A 21566-nucleotide genomic window follows, 5' to 3' on the forward strand; every position below is an offset into this window, starting at 1 on the left:
TGCGGCAATCTTTATTGCCTGCGCACATTGGCTCTATAAAGCCAGCTACAACCTTGCACACCCATAAGGCAGAACACACTCGATGTCTCAAGACGTTTCCAGCGGAAAGCTCAAGCACATACGCAACTTCTCCATCATTGCGCATATTGATCATGGTAAATCGACGCTATCAGATCGTTTGATTCAGACCTGCGGCGGTTTGACCGAGCGAGAGCTTAAGGAGCAAGTGCTCGACTCCATGGATATTGAGCGCGAGCGTGGTATTACCATCAAGGCGCAGTCCGTCACGCTTGACTACACGGCTGCAGACGGTGAAGTCTATCAACTCAACTTCATTGACACGCCTGGGCACGTGGACTTCTCTTACGAGGTGTCGCGTTCTCTTTATGCCTGTGAAGGGGCGTTGTTGGTGGTAGACGCCGCACAAGGTGTGGAGGCTCAATCGGTTGCCAACTGCTACACCGCAATTGAACAAGGCTTGGAAGTACTCCCAGTACTTAACAAGATTGATTTGCCCCAGGCTGACCCTGATCGTGTCGCACAGGAAGTCGAAGAAATTATCGGTTTGGATGCCACCGATGCCTGCCAAGTGTCGGCTAAAAGCGGTATCGGCATCGACGCCTTATTAGAGCGGTTAGTGCGGGATATTCCGCCACCTAAAGGTGACCCGGAAGCACCCTTGCAAGCGCTTATTATCGACTCTTGGTTCGATAACTATCTTGGGGTTGTCTCGCTAGTGCGCTTATTCGACGGAACATTGCGCAAAGGCGACAAAATCCGCATCAAGTCCACAGGGCGTGACTGGGGGGCCACCGAAGTAGGGATCTTTACACCGCTTCGCAAAGAGACCAATATTTTGCGTGCTGGTGAAGTAGGCTTTATTGTCGCTGGCATCAAGGAGATCCACGGAGCACCGGTGGGCGATACAATCACCCACACCAAAACCCCTGATGTTCCCCGCCTGCCTGGTTTCCAAAAAGTGAAGCCGCAGGTATATGCAGGTATGTTCCCGGTTAGTGCCGATGACTACGAAGACTTTCGGGACGCGCTTGAGAAGCTTGCGCTCAATGATGCTTCGCTTGAATATGAGCCGGAAAACTCGGATGCATTGGGCTTTGGTTTCCGCGTCGGCTTCCTGGGTACGCTGCATATGGAGATCATTCAAGAGCGCTTAGAGCGTGAATATGATCTTGATCTGCTGACCACAGCGCCGACGGTGGTGTATGAACTCGCCATGAAAAACGGCGAGATTCAATACGTATCGAACCCCTCGAAATTGCCTGATATGGCAGACGTTGATGAGATGCGTGAACCCATCGTGCGTGCCAGTATTCTGGTTCCTCAGGAGTATGTTGGTAACGTGATTGCTGAGTGTGAGCAGCGTCGCGGTACGCAATTAGATATGCAGTTTCTGGGTAATCAGATCCAGTTAACCTATGAACTGCCCATGTCAGAAGTGGTCATGGATTTCTTTGATCGTTTGAAGTCTATTTCTCGTGGTTATGCATCACTTGAGTACAACTTCGAACGTTTTGAAGCGGCTAAGTTGGTTCGCCTGGACGTGCTGATCAATGGCGATAAAGTTGACGCACTGGCCGTCATTATCCACCGTGACCATGCGCATAACCGTGGTCGCCTGCTAGTGGAAAAAATGAAAGAGCTGATTCCGCGGCAAATGTTTGATGTGGCTATTCAAGCCGCTATTGGTGGCCAGGTTGTCGCGCGCTCAACAGTCAAAGCGCTGCGTAAAAACGTGACGGCCAAATGTTACGGCGGTGATGTAAGCCGTAAGAAGAAACTATTGGAAAAACAGAAGGCCGGTAAGAAACGGATGAAACAGGTGGGGCGTGTTGAAATTCCCCAGGATGCCTTCCTTGCTGTGCTCAAGGTAAACGACTAGGGATACTTACCCCACATGGATTTTTCATTATTACTGGTGATTGCCGTTGCACTTTCTGGGGCAATATATTTGCTGGATGTGCTTTGGCTTAGACCTAAGCGGCGTGAGCGATTGGCCGCTGCTGAAGCAGCTACCACGGAAGGCCTGGATGGAACGACTCGAGAGACGTTGCTCAAAGAGCCATGGCCGATTGACTACTCACGCTCATTTTTTCCAGTTCTGCTGGTGGTGTTGGTCGTACGTAGTTTTATTATTGAGCCGTTTCAAATTCCATCTGGATCAATGAAGCCGACGCTTGAAGTGGGTGACTTTATCTTGGTGAATAAGTTTGCCTATGGCCTGCGATTACCGGTGCTGCACAGCCGTTTTTTAGAAGTTGATGATCCCGAGCGCGGCGACGTGATGGTGTTCCGCTTTCCAGAGGAGCCATCGGTCAACTTTATTAAACGTGTGGTTGGTTTGCCGGGTGACCGTATTCGCTATGAGGGAAAACAGCTGTATGTTAACGGTGAGCCAGTCACTAAAGCATTGATTGAAGAAGGCCCCGAACTTTCGCCGCAACAGCTATTATTGGAAGAGCAATTAGGTAGCATTAGCCACTATATATATAATAACCCCCGCGATCCTGGCCCCCAGATGCGCGAAGTGGTTGTTCCGGATGGGCACTATTTCACGATGGGTGATAACCGTGACCACTCCAACGATAGCCGTTATTGGGGGTTTGTTCCTGAAGATAATATTGTTGGAAGAGCGTTTGCCGTTTGGATGCATTGGGACGGTGGCTTGCCTAGCTTTACCAGCGTGCGGCGTATTGAATGAAAAATAGTTTAGAAATTGTTAATGCTGTCATATTAGTTAACGTCAACGACGTAGGAGCACTGTGAGTAATTCCTTAACCGCTTTTTGCCGACGAATCGGCCATACCTTCGGTGACCCTACGCTGATGGAACTGGCCATGACCCATCGTAGCTACGGTGGTCGTAACAATGAGCGCCTGGAATTTCTGGGTGACTCTATCGTCAATTTTGTAATCGCTGAGGCGCTTTTTCAACGTTTCCCTCAGGCTAGGGAAGGACAATTATCACGTCTTAGAGCGCGTTTGGTAAAAGGCCAGACATTGGCTGAGTTGGCTCGAGAAATGGAGTTCGGCGAATGCTTACGGCTTGGCTCGGGAGAAATGAAGAGCGGCGGGCATCGCCGCGAATCCATTTTGGCTGATGCAGTAGAAGCTGTGATTGGCGCTATTTATTTAGATGCGGGCATGGACGTAGTTCGTCAACGTGTGCTGGCATGGTACGCCGAGCGGCTTGAAAATATTTCGCTACAAGATACCCAGAAAGATCCCAAAACACGTTTGCAAGAATTTTTGCAATCGCGTCAGGCAGCGTTGCCACGCTATGAAGTAGTCTCTGTAAAGGGGGAGGCGCATGCCCAGACCTTTACCGTGGAGTGCTACATTGATTTGCTAACCGAGCATACCACTGGTAAAGGTCCCAGCCGCCGCCATGCTGAACAACAGGCAGCTGAAGAAGCGCTATTCCACCTTGAAAAAACACCTGGAGACAAGTCATGAGTCAAACCTGCGGCTTCGTGGCCATCGTTGGGCGGCCCAACGTAGGCAAATCAACCCTCATGAACCGGATTCTAGGGCAAAAGATCTCTATTACTTCGCGTCGCCCTCAAACCACGCGGCATCAGGTAATGGGTATTAAGACGGTAGAAGAGACACAGTTCATCTATGTTGATACGCCTGGCATGCACATCATGTCCAAAGACCGCAATAAAGCGATCAACCGCTTTATGAATCAAGCCGCAACACAGGCGTTACGTGATGTTGACTGTGTGGTGTTTATTATTGACCGCACTCGTTGGACGGATGAAGACCAAGCCGTGCTAAAGCGGCTTGAGCACGTGAAAGCACCAGTGATTCTAGCGGTCAACAAGGTAGATCGCTTAAACGATAAAGGTGACTTGTTACCCTGGTTAGCTGAAGTAGGTGCACGCCGTGAGTTTGCTGCGGTTGTGCCTATTTCTGCCAAGCATGGCACCCAAGTTGATACGCTCGAGCAGGAAGTTGCCAAATACTTGCCAGAGAGCGTTCACTTTTTCCCGGAAGATCAAATCACTGACAAGAGCTTGCGCTTCATGGCGGCTGAGTTGGTGCGTGAAAAAGTCATGCGTCAGCTTGGTGATGAGCTGCCGTATCAAATGACCGTGGAAATCGAAGAGTTCCGTGAAACCGAGCGTGTGACCCATATCAGTGCCTTAATCCTGGTCGAACGTCAGGGGCAAAAGGTTATCTTGATCGGTGAGAATGGCGAGCGTATTAAAAGCATTGGTCGCGAAGCCCGCCTAGATATGGAGCGCGCCTTGGGTACCAAGGTAATGCTCAATCTATGGGTGAAAGTGAAGCGCGGCTGGTCTGATGATGAGCGGGCATTAAAGAGCTTGGGTTACGATCTCGATTGAGTGCTTCCATGTCGGCAGAGCCAGCGTTTTTACTGCATCGCAGGCCTTACCGTGAAACCAGTGCGCTGGTGGATTTGTTAACCCTTAACCATGGTCGTATCCGCGCCGTTGCCCATGGAGGGCAGCGGCCAGGTTCTAAGTCGCGTCAACGGCTGCAACCCTTTACCCCTTTGTTTGTGTCGTGGCGCGGCGAGCGTGAGCTAAAACGATTAATGCTGATGGAGTCGCGAGGCCAGACGGCATTGCTAGCTGGAGAAGGGTTGCTCTGCGGCTTATATGCGAATGAAATAGCCACGCGTCTACTGCCTTTGGAGCTTGCAGCGCCAGAGGTTTTTGCATTTTATAGCGCGCTGTTAGAGGCATTGCCAACACCGGCGAACCGCGCCTTGGCGCTGCGACGTTTTGAATGGGCGCTGTTGGAGACGTTAGAGGCAACGCCGCGTTTTTGTACTTACGATGGCGGTGCGCTTGATCCCCAAACGCGTTATCGATTTGATGCAGCAAGTCGTGCTTTTGTACCTGCTGAGCAGGGCATCGAAGGTCGCACGCTGCGCTATATTGATCAAGGCGATTGGAAGCCCGTTGGCTTAGCAAGTGCATTAAAAGCGGTGATGCGGGCAGCGCTTGCGCCTCATTTAGGCGCGACTGCTTTACGTTCCCGAGAACTAATGCTCGATTTGGCCCGCCGCCGACAGCGCTAGGTGGGCATTTTGATATCACTTATTGGAGACACGCGATGCATCCTCCGCGGATTTTATTAGGCGTTAACATCGATCACATTGCGACGCTACGCCAAGCGCGTGGTACTCGTTACCCTGATCCCGTTCAAGCGGCACTATTAGCAGAAGAAGCGGGCGCTGACGGCATCACGGTTCACCTGCGTGAAGATCGTCGCCATATTCAGCCTAGAGACGTTCGCCTATTGGCAGAAATGCTTAATACGCGCATGAATTTAGAGATGGCTGTCACTGAAGAAATGCTACTGCTGGCTGAGGAAATACGCCCGGCACACGTGTGTTTAGTACCAGAAAAGCGTGAAGAGCTAACCACCGAAGGTGGCTTGGACGTTGTGGGTGGTTTTGATCTTATTGCCAATGCCTGTCAGCGCTTAAGCGCAGCCGGTTGCGACGTGTCTTTGTTCATCGATCCTGATAACGCGCAAATTGACGCTGCCATTCGTGCAGGGGCACCAACGATTGAGCTGCATACAGGTGCCTATGCAGAAGCAAAACCTGGCAGTGCGGCTGCTATTGCTGAATATGAACGCCTGAGTGCAGCGGCCATTCACGCTGTTTCTGCTGGCTTAGTGGTTAATGCTGGGCATGGCTTGCACTACCACAACGTTGAGGCGATTGCTGCGCTGCCGGGTGTTAATGAGCTCAATATTGGTCACGCAATTATTGCTCGAGCTCTTTTTGTCGGCTTGAAGGGCGCCATTCAAGAAATGAAACGCTTGATCATTGCTGGTCAGGAAGCTGGGTTAATGGCGGCGTTAGATGCTCATGAGCATGAACATGAGCACGAACACAAGCATGACGGTTGCTGTAGCCACTAAGATGATTGTCGGAATTGGGTCGGATATCGCCCGGGTCGAGCGCTTTGCTAAGGCAGTAAAACGCCATGGGCCACGCTTTGCCCAGCGAATTTTAGGCCCTGAAGAGCAAGCTGTGTGGCAGACAAAAGGTCATCCCGCTAGCTATTTGGCAAAGCGTTTTGCAGCAAAAGAAGCGTATGTTAAAGCGCTTGGGCTTGGTTTGCGAAACGGTATGCAATGGGGCGATATTCAGATCCTCAATGATTCGCTGGGCAAGCCAAGCCTGCAGCTAAGTGGTGAGGCGCTTCGTCTATTTCAAGCTAGCGGCGCCTCGGCTACTCATATAACGCTCAGTGATGAAGCAGATTACGCGGTGGCATTTGTGGTACTTGAATGCTAGTACTTGAATGCTAGTACTTGAACGCTAGTACTTGAACGCTAGTACTTGAGCGCTAACGGACTAGCGCTGATTTAACGTGCTCCGCTGCTCCCTGAGGCGTTTGATGGCGGCATACAGCTTATCAAGTAAATTTTCAGCCTGTTCCAAGCCCCCGGTGCGTAAGCGTGTCTCCAACGTTTCGACCGTTAGCGCGAGCTCGGGTGCTCCGCAGTAACGGCTGGCACCATTGAGCGCATGAACATGATCGAGCAAGGCCGTCAGGTTGTTTTCTTCGAAAGCGCTGCGAATTTGCTGTTCGCATTCACTTAGGCTATCGATCAGTCGCTTTAGTTGCTGTTTGGCGAACTCGGGGTTGCCGCCTGCTAGGCGCGTGCCGAGCTCAAGATCAATGACGGATAACGCAGCAGGTGTATATCCAAGAGCAGGGGCTTTTGGGGACGTCTGTAACAGCGGACTGATTGGCAGCGTAATGCCCAAGAAGCGTTGAAATTGCTGTTGCAGTTGAGTTTCATTGATAGGCTTCACTAATACGTCGTCTAAACCCTCCACAAGCCACTGCTGACGTTCATCGCTTAGCACGTGTGCGGTCACGGCAATAATTGGGCAGCGCGCCCAGCTATTATTAATACGCCGCAAAGCCTGGGTGGTTTGAACGCCGTCCATATCAGGCATACGAATATCCATTAGCACCATGTCTGCTTCGTTCTGACGCGCGTAATCCAACGCTTCCTGGCCGCTGGCAGCCAATACAATGTTGATATGCTCATTTTCGAGCATAGCCTTTAATAGCTCGCGGTTGGGCGCATTATCGTCAACGATCAGCACCGTGAATGTTGACGAAGGGAGCGCTTTAACCGTTTGTGCGTTGGCAGAAATAGTGGCTGTGACAGGTTCCAGTAGTTGTTTGAACGTGGCTATCAATTGAGTTCTGGTAAATGGTTTACACAGTATATCCCCCCCATTAGGAAGCTCCCAGTGAGGCAGTTCAAAGCTAGTGGCGTTTGCAAGGATGAGTGTTGGGCAGGGCGCTTGAGCAATTACTGACTGCCAATAGGTCTTTCGCTCACCGCTGAAGTCATCATGATCTAGGCTCAGCAGTAGCAGTTGCTCGTTGCCAGATTCAATGAAAGAGACGGCCGTTGCGCCCCAGCGTTCCATTAAGTGTTCCAACACATTGCGAGTGGGTAGATGGGGCTCATGTAAACGAATAATTGAGCCGTCGAGTGAGAGTTCCTGTGGCCGTTCCTTGCTCATGTCGGCAAGTAGTGGCAACGTAAATGAAAAGGTTGCACCTTCTCCAGGCTCACTATCAACAGAAATCTCTCCCCCCATTCGTTGAACTAATTGCCTGCAAATCGTCAGCCCTAAACCACTGCCGCCAAACTGTCTGGAGTGACTAGGATCTGCCTGGGAAAAGGCGCTAAATAGCTGCTTTTGTTGTTGTTCGTTCAAGCCAATGCCTGTGTCACTAACGCTAATACGCAGCACAACATGCTGGCCCTCCTGACTGTCCAGCATGACACGAATGATGACTTCTCCCTTCTGGGTAAATTTCAGGGCATTGCTGGTCAAATTATTGAGGACTTGATGGATGCGTAGCGGGTCGCCGCAAAGCGTTGACGGCACATCGTCATAAACCATCGCCACTAAATGCAGCCGTTTGCGCTGAGCTTCAGGTGCATGAAGGCCAACAACTTCATCCATCAGCGACACAAGATCGATATCGACTTCTTCTAACGTCAGCCGGTCGGCCTCTAGTTTCGAGAAATCCAACACATCATTGACTAGCATCAACAGGTTATCGCACGCACGGTGCACATGTTCTAGCCATTCTTTCTGCCGAGCGTCGAGAGACGAGCGGCCTAATAAACGGCAAAAACCAATGATGCCATTTAAAGGGGTGCGGATTTCGTGGCTCATATTAGCCAAAAATTCGGACTTCACTGCATTCGCGCGTAGTGCGCTTCGATGAGCAAGGTCGAGTTTGATATTTTGCTCTTCAATCGTCTCCATGGACTCTTGCAGTTCACTGGTCGCTTGCTCGATTTGGCTTTGCATATCATGCTGAGCTTGCCGAAAATGTTCCGCTAACCCATTGATATGTTCTGCCAGTTGCCGAAACTCGGTAGGGCGGGCAGCCGCCATATAAGGCCGGTAGTCCCCCCGGGATAGGCGGTAAAGCGCTTGGTTCGCATCTTCAATTGGGCGAGTAGCGTAGCGGCTGATCGCAAACGCGACTAAAAAAAGCAGCAGCCCAAGCAGCATGCCGCCTAAGCTGAGGCTAGCAATGAGCTTATAGCGCTCCAGTTTAAGCGTGCGTATGTCCATTTCGGCTTCAAGCCAGCCAGTATTAGCGAGATTAAATGGTTGGCCGTAAGACGTGGTTAGAGGTACCTGTAAACGCCAAATAGCTTCATCCATGGTGAGTGTCGTAGCATTGGGGACATTTAGGCGAGGGGGGGGAGGTATCGAATGTCCCAGTACCAATAAGCGACTCCCTTGCTCGTCGAAAAGCGTCACCGCACGTAACCCTTTGTGCTCCAGAAGCTGTCTGGCAATGGCTTCCAAACGAGGCAAGTCGCCATCTATCATGGCGTTACCCAGGCTTGGTGCCAGTAATTCACCAGCGCTAACTAAGCGCTCTTCTAGCATGTCACGGCCGGTGGTCTCGCTTTGCACCACCAGCAATAGTGCCATGACGGCATAGACAAGAAGTGGAAGCCCGAGTAACGCAAAGAGTAAGCGCGTGTTTAAAGACATGAGAGAAGCTCGTTGATTCAATGAGGTTGCCTGTCAAGCTAACGGCAGCGCCGATATAATGCAGCATAATGGTGATGATAAGGAATGTACGATGAATTATCCGACGCTCGAAGATGTGGTTGGCAATACGCCACTGGTTCGTTTAAAGCGCATAACGGCTGGTCGTAATAACACGCTTCTAGCCAAGCTAGAAGGCAATAACCCTGCTGGTTCGGTGAAAGATCGCCCGGCCCTCTCTATGTTAAGTGAAGCTGAAGCACGGGGCGATATTGTTCCAGGCGATACGCTGGTGGAAGCAACCTCGGGTAATACGGGTATTGCCTTGGCCATGGCCGCTGCTATCAAAGGCTACAAAATGACGCTAATCATGCCTGAAAACGCTTCTGAAGAGCGTAAGCAGGCTATGGCGGCTTACGGTGCCACATTGGTGTCAGCGAGCAAAGAAGGTGGGATGGAAGAGGCGCGAGATATTGCCGATGCGATGATTGCAAGAGGCGAAGGTAAACCGCTAAACCAATTTGCCAATCCAGATAACCCGCTTGCGCACTATCGCACAACGGGGCCCGAAGTGTGGCAGCAAACCGGCGGTGAAGTGACGCATTTTGTCAGTTCAATGGGGACAACTGGCACCATCATGGGGGTGTCTCGCTATCTCAAGGAACAAAATCCAGCGATCCAAATTGTCGGTTTACAACCGGCGGATGGTGCGAGCATACCGGGGATTCGTCGTTGGCCAAAAGAGTACCTGCCGTCGATTTTTGAAGCACCAAGGGTTGATATTACCCTTGATATCTCTCAGCAAGAAGCAGAAGCCCACATGCGCCGCCTGGCGCGTGAAGAAGGTATTTTTGCCGGGGTGTCGTCAGGTGGCAGCTTGGCTGGAGCACTGCGTATCGCAGAACAAACTGAGAACGCGGTCATTGTCTTCATCGTTTGTGACCGAGGCGATCGCTACCTTTCCACAGGCTTATTTGCCCCGGAGTTATAGATGGCCATGTTGGGTAAGCGGCGGCCATCTCGCCCCGCCTCGGGACACTCAGGGCTAGTTCGCCAACCTAGCCGTAAAACTGAGTCAAAAGATGATACCTCGACAACGCTGGTGGTTGAGCGTTTAGCTCATGATGGCCGTGGTGTAGCGCACAGTGTCGAGGGAAAAACAGTCTTTATTGACCAAGCGCTTCCTGGTGAACATGTCGATGTCGCGATACACGTGACGCGTAAGCGGTATGACGAAGCGCATATAAAAAACCGGCTCACCTCTTCAGAACAGCGGGTTGAGCCTCCCTGTACTTACTTTGGGCAGTGTGGAGGCTGTGATTTACAGCATCTTAATCTTACTGCACAACGCCAGCATAAGCGCGACGTTGTCACCGAGCTAATGGCGCGTCAGGGCCTTACGCTAGGTCCTATTGCTGCGTTAGATGGTGGTAGCGAGCACTACCGACGTCGCGCCCGTTTGGGGGTTAGGGTAGATGGTCAGGGGAATGTTCTACTGGGATTTCGAGCACCCAACAGCCACCGATTAGTTGATATTGAGCAGTGCCATGTGCTGGTGCCAGCGCTGAACAAATTGATTCTTCCGTTACGGCAACTGCTGGCAACATTAGCCTCGCCCCGTCTCGTTGGCCATGTCGAATTACTGGCGACCGATGAGGCGACAGTAGTGCTAGTGCGTCAGTTAAAAGCCCATGATCAAGATAGGGCTCGCTGGCAGCAGTTTGCGGAACAGCAGCAGGTCTCGCTCGGCACTTGGTTAGGGCGGGAAACGCCTGTTTTGCACTGGAATGGTGCACATGGTGGCGCTACACCCGTTCTACAAGAAGTACTTAATCTTGATGAACTCGGAATTCAAAGAGCGAGTTCACCCACAAGTGAACACTGTTTGCCGGGTGATAAAGCATCCCGCCTAGTGACGTTACGTTTTTCACCAGGTGACTTTTTACAGGTAAATGCTGAGGTTAACCAAAAGATGGTAGCTCAGGTGGTAGCATGGTTAAAGCCAGCGCCAGGGCAACAGCTCGTAGATCTCTTTGCTGGGATTGGTAACTTCAGTTTGCCGTTAGCCGCCGCAGGAGCAAAGGTGCTTGCTGTAGAGGGCAATCCAGCGATGGTGGAGCGAATTACCGCTAACGCTGATGCTAATCTATTGGATGTGCATGCCCAGCAAGCAGACTTAAGTGATGCCAAAAAGGTGCAAATGCTATTGAGCGAGCATCAGCAAATTGATGCGATTGTGCTGGATCCGCCGCGCAGCGGCGCAGAAGCAGTTTGCCAAGTATTAGGTAGTTACAATGTACCCCGGGTGGCCTATATTTCTTGTGACCCGGCAACGCTTGCTCGCGATGCGGCACATCTTGTGCATGCAGGTTATCGCGTCAAGCAAGTAGCAGTGGCCGATATGTTTTTACACACTGCTCACCTGGAAACGCTGATGCTATTTGAATACGAGGGCTAGCCTGCCCATTGCATCAAGCCTCGGTGACGGAAAGTGGCTAGCCGTCACCCTGAAAGGATGAATGATTGTCATGGTGAAAGTGCGTGAAGACCAGCCGCTTACCGAAAGCGGAAAGGTGGACATACAGCAGTGGTTAGCGCGCCTTCAAGAGGATGTGCGCCTACGCGACCCCGAACGACTTTTGCAAGCATGCGAGCTTGCTGAACAGTTGGAGCGAGAGGCGCCGCAAACCCACCGTGTGTGGCTCTCGCCAGGTTCAAGTTTTCGAATGGGGCTGGAAATGGCCGACATTCTGGCCGAACTCAAGCTTGATCAAGCAACCCTTGAGGCTGCCGTGCTGTATCGCGCGGTTCGCGAAGGGCTGCTGAGTATAGACGCCGTTACCAAACGGTTTGGCGAAGAAGTCGCTAAGCTGATTGATGGCGTTTTGCAAATGGCAGCCATTAGCTACCCACTAGCGCCCAACCATGGTATGAGCCAGCATAATCAGCAGGAAAATCTGCGCAAAATGCTGGTTAACATGGTCGGAGATGTGCGCGTTGCACTGATCAAAATTGCTGAACGCACCTGCGCTTTGCGCCAAGTAAAAGATGCGCCCCGTGAAAAGTGCTTACAAGTTGCGCGTGAAGTGGCTGATATTTATGCGCCGCTGGCTCACCGGCTTGGGATAGGCCAAATCAAGTGGGAACTTGAAGACCTATCGTTTCGCTATCTGCATGAAGATGAGTACAAAGCGATTGCTAAGCTGCTGGCGGAAAAGCGCTTAGATCGTGATCGCTATATTCATGACGTGGTGGAAACCATCAAGAGCTTGATGGAAGCCCAGAATATTCACCACTACGACGTCGATGGGCGAGCCAAGCACATTTACTCAATCTGGCGCAAAATGAAGCGCAAACGGATTGATTTTTCCCAGGTGCACGATGTGCGCGCAGTGCGCATCTTAGTGCCTGATGTGGCCGATTGTTATACCGTACTCGGAATTGTTCACTCGCGTTGGCACCATGTACCCAACGAGTTTGATGACTATATCGCCAACCCGAAGAAAAACGGTTACCAGTCACTGCATACCGCGGTGATGGGGCCAGAAAATAAGGTGCTGGAAATCCAGATTCGCACCTTTGCTATGCATGACGAAGCAGAATTAGGCGTGTGCGCACACTGGCGGTATAAAGGGCATGATACCAACGCCAAAAGCCGTAGCTATGAAGAAAAGATTGCCTGGTTGCGCCAAGTGCTTGAGTGGCAGGATGAAGTGGGTGGCTTTGGCGACCTGCGTGAAGGTCTTTCCAGCGACGTTGCGCCAGACCGTATCTATGTGTTCACTCCCGATGGTCATGTCATTGACCTGCCGCGTATTGCCACACCCATCGACTTCGCTTATCGCGTGCATACCGAAATTGGTCACCGCTGCCGTGGTGCCAAGATTAATGGCCGGATAGTACCGCTTACCTATAAGTTAAAAACCGGCCAGCAAGTCGAGATTTTAACGGCCACCAAAGGCGGCCCCAGCCGCGACTGGTTAAACCCCAGTTTGGGCTATGTGCGCACCTCACGCGCGCGGGCGAAGATTCAGGCATGGTTTAAGTACCAAGCACGAGACCAGAACCTAGACGAAGGACGGGCGCTGTTCGAGCGAGAGATGCGCCGTTTGGATGTTGAAGGGCTTGACCTTGCTAAGCTTGCCGCTGCTGTTAACTACCAAAACGCCGACGATATGTATGCGGCGCTTGGCGCGGGCGACCTGCGTATCGGTCAAGTACTTCATCAAGCCCAGCAGCTGTTTGGTGAAACGGACGACCAAGAACAGTTAGATCGGTTGCTGGCGAAGCCACGCCGCCAGCCAAGCAAAGCAACTAAAAGCGACATCACCGTGCTGGGTGTCGGTAACTTAAAAACCAGCATGGCGAATTGCTGTCGGCCAGTGCCCGGCGAACCGATTGTTGGCTTTATTACCCAAGGTCGCGGCGTCACCGTCCATCGCCAGGATTGCAGCAACATCCTTCAATTGCGCATGGAAGAGCCCCAGCGCATTATCGAAGTAGAGTGGGGCGAACGTGCCCACACCCGTTATCCCGTCACGATTGAAATTCAAGCCTGGGATCGCTCCGGCTTACTACGCGACGTAACCGGGCTACTAGGCAACGAGAAGGTTAATGTATTAGCTGTTAATACGCTGACGGATACTGACGAGGGGATCGCGCGACTGCGCATCACGCTGGAAGTCGACGGTCTTGAAGCGCTAGGCCGCTTGTTTTCCCGTATCCAGCAATTGCCCAACGTGACGGAAGTACGTCGCCTGCGCAATGCCGACCCAGAGAAAAACGTCCGTAGAGGAGGCGCCTGATGCGTTATAGCGTAGAGGATCTGCTGACATTGATGTCGGTACTTCGCAATGCGGAACAGGGGTGTCCTTGGGATATTAAGCAAGATTGGGACAGCATCGTGCCCCATACGCTGGAAGAAGCTTACGAAGTCGCTGACGCTATTGAGCGGCGCGCTTTTGATGAATTGCCCGGCGAGTTGGGTGACCTGCTGTTCCAAGTGATCTACTACGCCCAGTTTGGTGCCGAAGAGCAGCGCTTCGACTTTCACGACATCGTCGATACGTTGACCGTAAAGATGTTGCGCCGTCATCCGCATGTATTTCCTGATGGCACGCTAGCGTCACGACGTCCACCTGGGGTGAGTGCCGAGGACGTACAAACCCAGCACGTTAATTCACGTTGGGAAGCGCTCAAGGCCGATGAGCGCGCTGAGCGTTCGCAGCAAAGCACGCCCTCTGTACTTGACGATGTTCCACGTACGCTGCCAGCGCTCAGTCGTGCCGCTAAACTCTCGAAGCGTGCTGCCAGGGTCGGGTTCGACTGGCCGGATGCCAGCGGTGTACTGGACAAAATCCGTGAAGAGCTCGCTGAAGTTGAAGAAGCCCTTGCCGAGGGTAACCAACAGCACGCTCAAGAAGAAGTCGGCGATTTGTTGTTTGCAGTGACTAATTTAGCTCGCACACTGGGTGCTGACCCCGAACAATGCTTGCGTACCACGAATGCCAAATTTGAGCGCCGCTTTCGCTACGTAGAGCGCGAGTTTGCCGCCGCTGCGCGTCCGCTAACCGATGCCTCGCTGGATGAAATGGAAGCACACTGGCAAGCCGCTAAAGCACAAGAAAAAACGCTTATCCCTTAACAACTAATGCGACCCCGCAAGGAGGCCATGCCAATGAGTCACGACCTACACGAATCGCTACGTGATAACGTACGTATTCTCGGTGATAGCCTGGGCCGTACGATCGCCGATGATTTAGGCCAGTCATTTGTTGATAAAATTGAAACGATTCGTGCCCATGCCAAGCGGGGACGTCAGGGCGATTCATTGCAGCAGCGTGAGCTTATTGAGTATCTACGCCAGTTGCCCGAACGCGACCTGCTGCCAGTGACGCGCGCGTTTAACCAGTTTTTGAACCTTGCCAATATTGCTGAGCAGCACTACCGGGCGCGCTTTCGCCGGGTGGAAGACTACAAGCCTGGTACCCAGCCAGTGCTTGGTGAACTGCTAAGCCGTGCACAGCAGGCGGGTAATTCGCCCCGTAAGTTAGTAGAAACCCTGGCCAGTATGCGCGTTGAGCTAGTGCTGACTGCCCACCCCACAGAAGTTATTCGCCGTACGTTGATTCAGAAATATGATGCTATCGACGAGTGCCTAACCGCGATTGAAAGCTCTGAAGACTACCCAGAGCGTGGAACCCGCGCCCAGGGGCGCTTGGAAGAGTTGATCAGTCAAGCGTGGCATACCGATGAGATTCGTCATGAGCGGCCAACCCCTGTTGATGAAGCCAAATGGGGCTTCGCGGTTATCGAAAACTCCTTATGGCAGGCAGTGCCAGACTTCCATCGCGATTTGGATAATTTATTACTCGATACTGCCGGAGAGCGTTTGCCGCTAGATGCCGCGCCTATTCGCTACGCTTCCTGGATGGGCGGTGACCGAGATGGCAATCCCAATGTCACCGCGCGGGTGACGCGAGAGGTGCTGTTATTGGGCCGATGGATGGCCGCCGATCTCTATTTGCGCGATCTTGAGCAGCTGAAAACCGAGCTTTCCATGTGGAAAGCCAACAGCGCCCTGAAGGCAGAGGTGGGAGAAGTTGCTGAGCCTTACCGCGAGCTGCTCAAGCGTCTGCTGCATAAAATGGAAGCCACACGCGACTGGGCAAAAGCAGAGCTAGATGGCCGTAACTATGACGGCGGGCCAATTATTGAAACCCGCGATCAGCTCTACGCGCCGCTGCTGGCATGTTACCGCTCACTGTGTGATGTCGGGCTGGACACCATCGCAAACGGTGCGCTGCTTGATACCTTGCGCCGCGTGGCAGTGTTCGGCGTCACGCTGACCAAACTTGACTTGCGCCAGGAGGCCAGCCGCCATGCCCAGGTAATGGAAGAACTCACCAGTGCACTGGGCTTGGGACACTACCAGGATTGGAACGAAGCACAGCGTCAAGAGTTCCTGCTCGCAGAGCTTGAATCAAGTCGGCCGCTAATTCCACGCCGTTGGGAGTGCTCGGCAGAATCCCGCGAAGTGCTCGATACCTTCAAAGTGATTGCTCAAGAGCATGCCGAAGCGTTGGGTACTTATATTATCTCAATGGCTGCCGAGCCTTCGGACGTATTAACCGTTGCGCTATTGATGAAAGAGGTGGGTGGCCAAGTCACGCTGCCTATCGCACCGCTGTTTGAAACCCTCAACGACCTTGACCATGCGGGCGATGTCATCGACCAATTGCTGGCGCTACCGGGTTACCGCGCTCTGGCGAAAGACCGTCAAGAAGTCATGATTGGCTATTCAGACTCGGCTAAAGACGCCGGACAGCTTGCTGCTGCCTGGGCACAGTACCGTGCCCAAGAGTCGTTAGTCGATGTATGTGACAAACATGGGGTAGATTTGACGCTTTTCCATGGCCGGGGTGGCACTGTTGGTCGTGGTGGCGGCCCTGCGCATGCGGCGATTCTCTCCCAGCCGCCGGGCTCGGTGAATGGCAGCCTACGGGTGACCGAACAAGGTGAGATGATTCGCTTTAAGTTTGGTCAGCCAGATATCGCGCTGCGCTCTATGGAAATTTACGCTTGTGCGGTCATGGAAGCGACGCTATTGCCACCGCCCGCACCGGAGCCTCAGTGGCGTGAAGAGATGGACCAGTTGGCGAAAGTGGCCCATGCCGCCTATGTTGGCGTAGTGCGTGAAGACCCCGATTTTGTTCCGTATTTCCGTGCGGTCACGCCGGAAGGGGCGCTGGGTAGGCTGCCGCTCGGTTCGCGGCCAACCAAGCGTCGCCAGGATGGTGGCGTGGAAACCTTACGAGCGATTCCGTGGATTTTTGCCTGGACGCAGATTCGCTTGATGCTACCCGCTTGGTTGGGCAGTGGTGAGGCGTTCTCGCGACGCCTAGAACAGCCAGGTGGCCGGGAAGTGTTGCAAGAAATGCGCAGCCAGTGGCCGTTCTTTGGCACTTATCTCGATATGTTAGAGATGCTGCTGGCCAAAGCGGACGTAGCGATTGCAGCTTACTATGAGCATCGTCTAGTCGATGAGCCTTCGCTGAAAGCGCTGGGCAAGAAGCTACGTGAGCGTTTTGAACGGCTTGAAAACGTCGTGCTGGATATCCTTCAGCAAGAGAAGCTGCTTGAAAACACCCCGCTTATTCGCCAAGCAATTGATGTGCGCAACCCTTACATCGACCCGCTTCATGGCTTGCAAGCGGAGCTTCTGCAGCGTAATCGGGACGCCGACGGCGCCATTAGTGCAGATCTCTCTCGCGCGCTCATGGTGACCATGGCAGGTATTGCAGCAGGGTTACGCAATACAGGCTAACAAAGCGTGCGCCGCCACTGCGTGTGGCGGCGCCGTCATCACCTTACTAGGAATTGGGGGGCGCGATGATACAGGATGCTCAGTCAGTACTGTCGTTTTGGTTCAATGAATTGACGCCAGTGCAGTGGTTTAAAAAAGACACATCGATGGATCAGCAGATTACCCAGCGGTTCAGCTCACTGCTGACCAAAGCGGCGGCCTGTGAGTGTTATGAGTGGCGCAGTACCGCCCAGGGTAGGCTGGCCGAAATTATTGTGTTGGACCAGTTTTCGCGAAATATCTACCGTGACCACCCGCAAGCCTTCGCCAGTGACGCGTTAGCCTTAGCGCTTGCACAGGAAGCGGTTGCTTTAGCGGTGGATAACGAACTGGCTCCCGTCGAGCGTAGTTTTTTATACATGCCTTATATGCACAGTGAGTCTGCCGCTATTCATGAGGTGGCAATGCAGCTGTTTGATCAGCCTGGGTTAGAGAACAACCTGGATTTCGAGATTCGTCACAAAGCGATCATTGACCGCTTTGGTCGTTATCCCCACCGCAACGACGTGTTGGGCCGGGTATCTACGCCAGCCGAAATAGAGTTTCTTAAACAACCTGGGTCCGGCTTCTAGTTAGGCTTTTGACGTTAGCGTTTGAATTTTACTTAATCACTTCACCACACTTTTGCCTATGGCGTTTTATGTCGTTACGAAAATCTACCCGCATCAATAAATACATCAGCGAAAGCGGTTTGTGTTCTCGCCGAGAGGCTGACCGCTATGTTGAACAAGGCAACGTTTGGATTAATGGGCGTCGGGCAACAACAGGCGACCAAGTGGTGCCGGGTGATCGGGTTAAGGTCAACGGTCAAGAGATTGAGCCTCAGGAAGAAGAGGATTTAGTGCTGATTGCGCTAAATAAGCCGGTGGGGATTGTCAGTACTACCGAGTCCAGCGAAAAAGACAATATTGTTGAATTCGTGAAGCACGGCACGCGCATCTTTCCCATCGGGCGGCTGGATAAAGACTCACAGGGGCTGATCTTTCTAACCAATAATGGCGACTTGGTTAATAAAATCCTGCGCGCTAATAATAATCATGAAAAAGAGTATGTGGTGACGGTCAATAAGCCGATTACCGATGAATTTGTTGCCGGCATGCAAAAGGGTGTGCCGATCCTTGGGCAGGTGACTAAAAAGTGTAAAGTGACCAAAGCGTCGACGTTTGTGTTCACTATTACGCTGGTGCAAGGGTTGAACCGCCAGATTCGCCGTATGTGCGAGTACTTTGGCTACGAGGTCACCCAGCTTGTTCGCACACGGATAATGAATGTTTCCCTGCAAGGGTTGGCTCTGGGCGATTGGCGGGATCTAACCCCTAAAGAGATTGATACGATTGTTGCGCTGACAGAAAGCTCTGAGGCAGTGCCTGAAAAGCGCCAGACAGCAAGGCCGAATTACAATTCGGGGTCAGGCGCTAACAAACCGAAAAAAACAGCCACCAAGGAGCGGCAGAAACAGGGTCGCCAGAAACCGGCTAAGCCGGGTGCTAAAACGGTTGGCAATAAACCGCCGCCCAAGGGTAAAAGAACCGCCAGCGGTAAAGTGAGAACTGGCCCAAAAGCCAGTGCTTCGGGTAAACCGCAGCCCAGGGGCAAAACCGCTGGCGCAGGAAAAAACAGCAAGGCAGGGGCCAAGCCGGTGGGGAAAGGCCGTGTTGGTCGCCCGAAAGGGAAGCGTTAGAGAGTAGGGCGGGCAGCTCTGAGTGCCCGCCGTTAGTGGCTAAGTTATCTCAACGCTAAGCCTGATGGGTCAGGCAAATAAGAAGTTAGCAATGAGCTCTTTGCCACCTTCTGTGGCAAACGATTCGGGGTGAAACTGAATGCCGTGAATGGGGTAATCACGGTGCTTTACGCCCATCAATTCAAACTCACCTACTGCTTGCCAGTGGCTGCGTTGCTCAAACTTGTCAGCACCTAGCGCGCCCACTGTTGCGGTTACTTCCAGGCAGTCAGGCAGGGTGAACGCGTCGGCAATCAATGAGTGATAGCGCATCACCTCAAGCTGGTCAGGCACGCCATTAAATACCGAGCGATTGTTGTGGTTGATCGGACTGATTTTGCCGTGCATCGGTAGAGGCGCTTTTACCACTTTGCCGCCAAAAACGTGAACAATGCCCTGCATGCCCAGGCACACGCCCAACAGTGGCGTGGTTTTGCCGAGTTTCTCGATAACGTCGGCACAGACGCCAAAGTAACGCGGATCATCCGGCGAGCCTGGGCCCGGCGAGATAATAATCCGATCAGGCGCCATGGCTTCTATCGCTTTAAAGTCGATTTGATTGTTGCGCTTAACAATAATCTCGAAATGAGGCAGTTCGCCGCGATTCTTCTCGGTGGTTAAAATCTCACCAATAAACTGATACAGGTTATAGGTGAAGGAGTCGTAGTTATCGATAATTAGCACCTTCATGCTTGGCTCTCCATGTCCATATCCGCGCTCATAAAAGGAGCAAGGGCTTTGCGGGTGCCTGCAAATTTGCGGCGTATTTCCTCGTACTCATCTTCGGCGTTACTATCAAACACGTTGCCGCCACAAGTTTGCACGTAAGCACTTTCACCGTTTACAAAGACGGTGCGAATGGGAATCGCAAAGGTGCAGTCGCCGTTAAATGAGAACTGGCCAACCGCGCCGCCGTAAGGGCCGCGACCGTCAGTTTCCAAGTCATCGATAATTTTCATCGCTTCGATTTTTGGCGCGCCCGTCAGCGTACCCGCAGGGAAGTTGCTGGCAAGCGATGTAAACATGTCTTCGCCTTCGGCAATAATGCCAACAATTTCACTGGAGATATGCTGTACGTGGCTAAAGCGTTTGATGTCCATAAGGCTACGTACTTTCACCGTGCCAAATTGCGCCACTCGGCCAATATCGTTGCGGTGTAGGTCCACAATCATATTGTGCTCGGCAATCTCTTTGGGATCGTTGAGTAGCGCACGAGCTAGCTGCGTGTCTTCTTGCGGGGTTTTGCCACGAGTAGTGGTGCCTGCCAGTGGGAAGGTCTCCATCTCGCCCTGGCGGAGCCTGAACAAAAGCTCGGGGCTTGCGCCAATCAGCTTCTGCTCGCCAAATTTCACGTAGTACATCTGTGGCGATGGGTTAATGGTGCGTAGCTGATCGTAGAGCGCTAGCGTATCGCCTTTAATGCTAAAGCGTTTTTTAAAGCCGACTTCGCACTGGAAAACCTTACCGTCGATGATGTCCTGCTTCACCTTGGCCACCGCTTCGGCGTGCTCTTCGCGGCTCATGGTGTCGCCCAGCGCAGTAATATGCAGCTCGCCTGGGGAGATATCATCAGCGTCGATCAAGGTTTGCAGAAACGCGTAGCGACTGTTGTCGTAATAAAAATAGGTGACTTCCCCGGTCATTTTGTCGAGGATCAAACCATCTTTATAAAGGCCAAATCGAAACGTGTCGAAATCGTCGCTAGCTTTCAACGATAACGAAGGCTCAAAGTATTGCATGGCGTCATAACCAAGATAACCACTTAGCCCACCCGCATACTTACGAGAAATAATATTTTGCGGAATCAAGCTGCGCAGCAGCTCATAAGGGTTATCGCTTGGATAGTGGTTTGAATTACCGTCACGATCTTCAATAGTTAACGTGCTGCCATTGGCGTAAAGCGTGTACTCAGGGTCAAAGCCAATAATCGAGTGGCGCGCCATATGGCTATCTTCGCCGAGTGATTCCAGCATGTAACAGGTATCAAATTGGCGTTCAATTTTTTGAAACAGAGCAAAAAAGTCACAGTCCGCTGCCAGGGTGACGTAGTGAGGCTTGCGCGACAGCGTAAAAGGCTGTGGGCCTGATGAAGCAGGCGTAATCGTCGTCATGATTAATCGGTCCGTGAAGTGGGTGACGGTAGTGATGAAGGTAACGTTGAAGAAGGTAGCGTGGTTAAAGCGCGCGAACCGCGGGATACCGTGGCAATACCGACGCCCAGGATTTCAGCGATTTTGCGATGGGGGACTCCTTCACGCAAAAGCTTAAAAATCTGTAGGCGTTTGCAGATTTCTTGGTACTCTGCGGGCGTTAACAGGCTGGCTAGTGCCTCGTCCATTGCTTCTGGCGAATCAATGGCAAGTAAATAGCGTACTAAATCAGCCTGATGGTCATCATCAAATGACATAAAGTGAGTTCACC

Annotated in this window: 18 protein-coding genes; 14 read left to right on the top strand and 4 right to left on the bottom strand. The window is 52.3% G+C overall.

What is annotated here, in order from left to right; translation table 11 throughout:
• The first annotated feature begins 82 nt into the window (after positions 1-82).
• From lepA to acpS, 7 genes are all read left to right on the top strand, one after another.
• On the top strand, positions 83-1900 hold the full coding sequence (gene lepA, locus INT19_RS15020) for a translation elongation factor 4 (protein WP_038485191.1): 1818 nt from the start codon (positions 83-85) through the stop codon (positions 1898-1900).
• A 15-nt stretch (positions 1901-1915) separates the two neighbouring features.
• Entirely contained in the window at positions 1916-2719 is an 804-nt protein-coding gene (lepB, locus tag INT19_RS15025) for a signal peptidase I (RefSeq protein ID WP_193061350.1), read from the top strand.
• A gap of 61 nt (positions 2720-2780) precedes the next feature.
• Positions 2781-3473 (top strand): ribonuclease III, encoded by a 693-nt coding sequence (gene rnc, locus INT19_RS15030; RefSeq protein ID WP_009722084.1) that lies wholly within the window; start codon positions 2781-2783, stop codon positions 3471-3473.
• Positions 3470-4369, top strand: coding sequence for a GTPase Era (era, locus tag INT19_RS15035; RefSeq protein ID WP_038485185.1), 900 nt, complete (start codon positions 3470-3472; stop codon positions 4367-4369). The genes rnc and era overlap by 4 nt, the downstream gene beginning before the upstream one ends.
• Before the next feature lie 8 nt (positions 4370-4377).
• Positions 4378-5070, top strand: a complete 693-nt coding sequence (recO, locus tag INT19_RS15040) for a DNA repair protein RecO (protein WP_193061351.1) — start codon at positions 4378-4380, stop codon at positions 5068-5070.
• 35 nt (positions 5071-5105) lie between these two features.
• On the top strand, positions 5106-5924 hold the full coding sequence (gene pdxJ, locus INT19_RS15045; protein ID WP_193061352.1) for a pyridoxine 5'-phosphate synthase: 819 nt from the start codon (positions 5106-5108) through the stop codon (positions 5922-5924).
• Position 5925: 1 nt separating this feature from the next.
• Positions 5926-6303 (top strand): holo-ACP synthase, encoded by a 378-nt coding sequence (acpS, locus tag INT19_RS15050; RefSeq protein WP_193061389.1) that lies wholly within the window; start codon positions 5926-5928, stop codon positions 6301-6303.
• A gap of 60 nt (positions 6304-6363) precedes the next feature.
• On the opposite strand, the gene INT19_RS15055 is transcribed toward acpS, so the two are convergent.
• The gene (locus INT19_RS15055; protein WP_193061353.1) at positions 6364-9063 is read right to left on the bottom strand and encodes an ATP-binding protein; all 2700 of its coding nucleotides are present in this window, start codon (positions 9061-9063) and stop codon (positions 6364-6366) included.
• Between the two features lie 91 nt (positions 9064-9154).
• On the opposite strand from INT19_RS15055, the gene cysM reads away from it, so the two are divergent.
• The 7 genes from cysM (at position 9155) to rluF (ending at position 19106) form a co-directional block, all read left to right on the top strand.
• A complete protein-coding gene (gene cysM / locus INT19_RS15060; RefSeq protein WP_193061354.1) occupies positions 9155-10051 on the top strand; it encodes a cysteine synthase CysM in 897 nt (298 codons plus the stop codon).
• Positions 10052-11518: a TRAM domain-containing protein gene (locus INT19_RS15065; RefSeq protein WP_193061355.1), complete on the top strand. Its 1467-nt coding sequence runs from the start codon at positions 10052-10054 to the stop codon at positions 11516-11518. It begins immediately after the preceding gene.
• A 70-nt stretch (positions 11519-11588) separates the two neighbouring features.
• Positions 11589-13865, top strand: a complete 2277-nt coding sequence (gene relA / locus INT19_RS15070) for a GTP diphosphokinase (RefSeq protein WP_089040838.1) — start codon at positions 11589-11591, stop codon at positions 13863-13865.
• Positions 13865-14704 (top strand): nucleoside triphosphate pyrophosphohydrolase, encoded by an 840-nt coding sequence (gene mazG, locus INT19_RS15075; RefSeq protein ID WP_193061356.1) that lies wholly within the window; start codon positions 13865-13867, stop codon positions 14702-14704. The genes relA and mazG overlap by 1 nt, the downstream gene beginning before the upstream one ends.
• A 33-nt stretch (positions 14705-14737) precedes the next feature.
• Positions 14738-17386 carry a phosphoenolpyruvate carboxylase gene (gene ppc, locus INT19_RS15080; protein WP_089037863.1) on the top strand — a complete coding sequence of 883 codons (2649 nt, stop codon included), beginning with the start codon at positions 14738-14740 and terminating at the stop codon, positions 17384-17386.
• 65 nt (positions 17387-17451) lie between these two features.
• Positions 17452-17997: a DUF924 family protein gene (locus INT19_RS15085; RefSeq protein WP_193061357.1), complete on the top strand. Its 546-nt coding sequence runs from the start codon at positions 17452-17454 to the stop codon at positions 17995-17997.
• A 68-nt stretch (positions 17998-18065) separates the two neighbouring features.
• Entirely contained in the window at positions 18066-19106 is a 1041-nt protein-coding gene (rluF, locus tag INT19_RS15090) for a 23S rRNA pseudouridine(2604) synthase RluF (RefSeq protein WP_193061358.1), read from the top strand.
• Positions 19107-19175: 69 nt separating this feature from the next.
• Here the strand turns inward: rluF and INT19_RS15095 are convergent, their stop codons facing one another.
• The 3 genes from INT19_RS15095 to INT19_RS15105 are packed head-to-tail and all read right to left on the bottom strand — an operon-like array spanning position 19176 to position 21552.
• On the bottom strand, positions 19176-19835 hold the full coding sequence (locus INT19_RS15095; protein ID WP_193061359.1) for an anthranilate synthase component II: 660 nt from the start codon (positions 19833-19835) through the stop codon (positions 19176-19178).
• Positions 19832-21256: an anthranilate synthase component I family protein gene (locus INT19_RS15100; RefSeq protein ID WP_089037867.1), complete on the bottom strand. Its 1425-nt coding sequence runs from the start codon at positions 21254-21256 to the stop codon at positions 19832-19834. The genes INT19_RS15095 and INT19_RS15100 overlap by 4 nt, the downstream gene beginning before the upstream one ends.
• 2 nt (positions 21257-21258) lie before the next feature.
• Positions 21259-21552: a Trp family transcriptional regulator gene (locus tag INT19_RS15105; RefSeq protein WP_038485152.1), complete on the bottom strand. Its 294-nt coding sequence runs from the start codon at positions 21550-21552 to the stop codon at positions 21259-21261.
• Positions 21553-21566 lie beyond the last annotated feature (14 nt).

This window comes from Halomonas sp. 3A7M, assembly GCF_014897875.1.
In the GTDB taxonomy this organism is placed as follows: Bacteria; Pseudomonadota; Gammaproteobacteria; order Pseudomonadales; family Halomonadaceae; genus Vreelandella.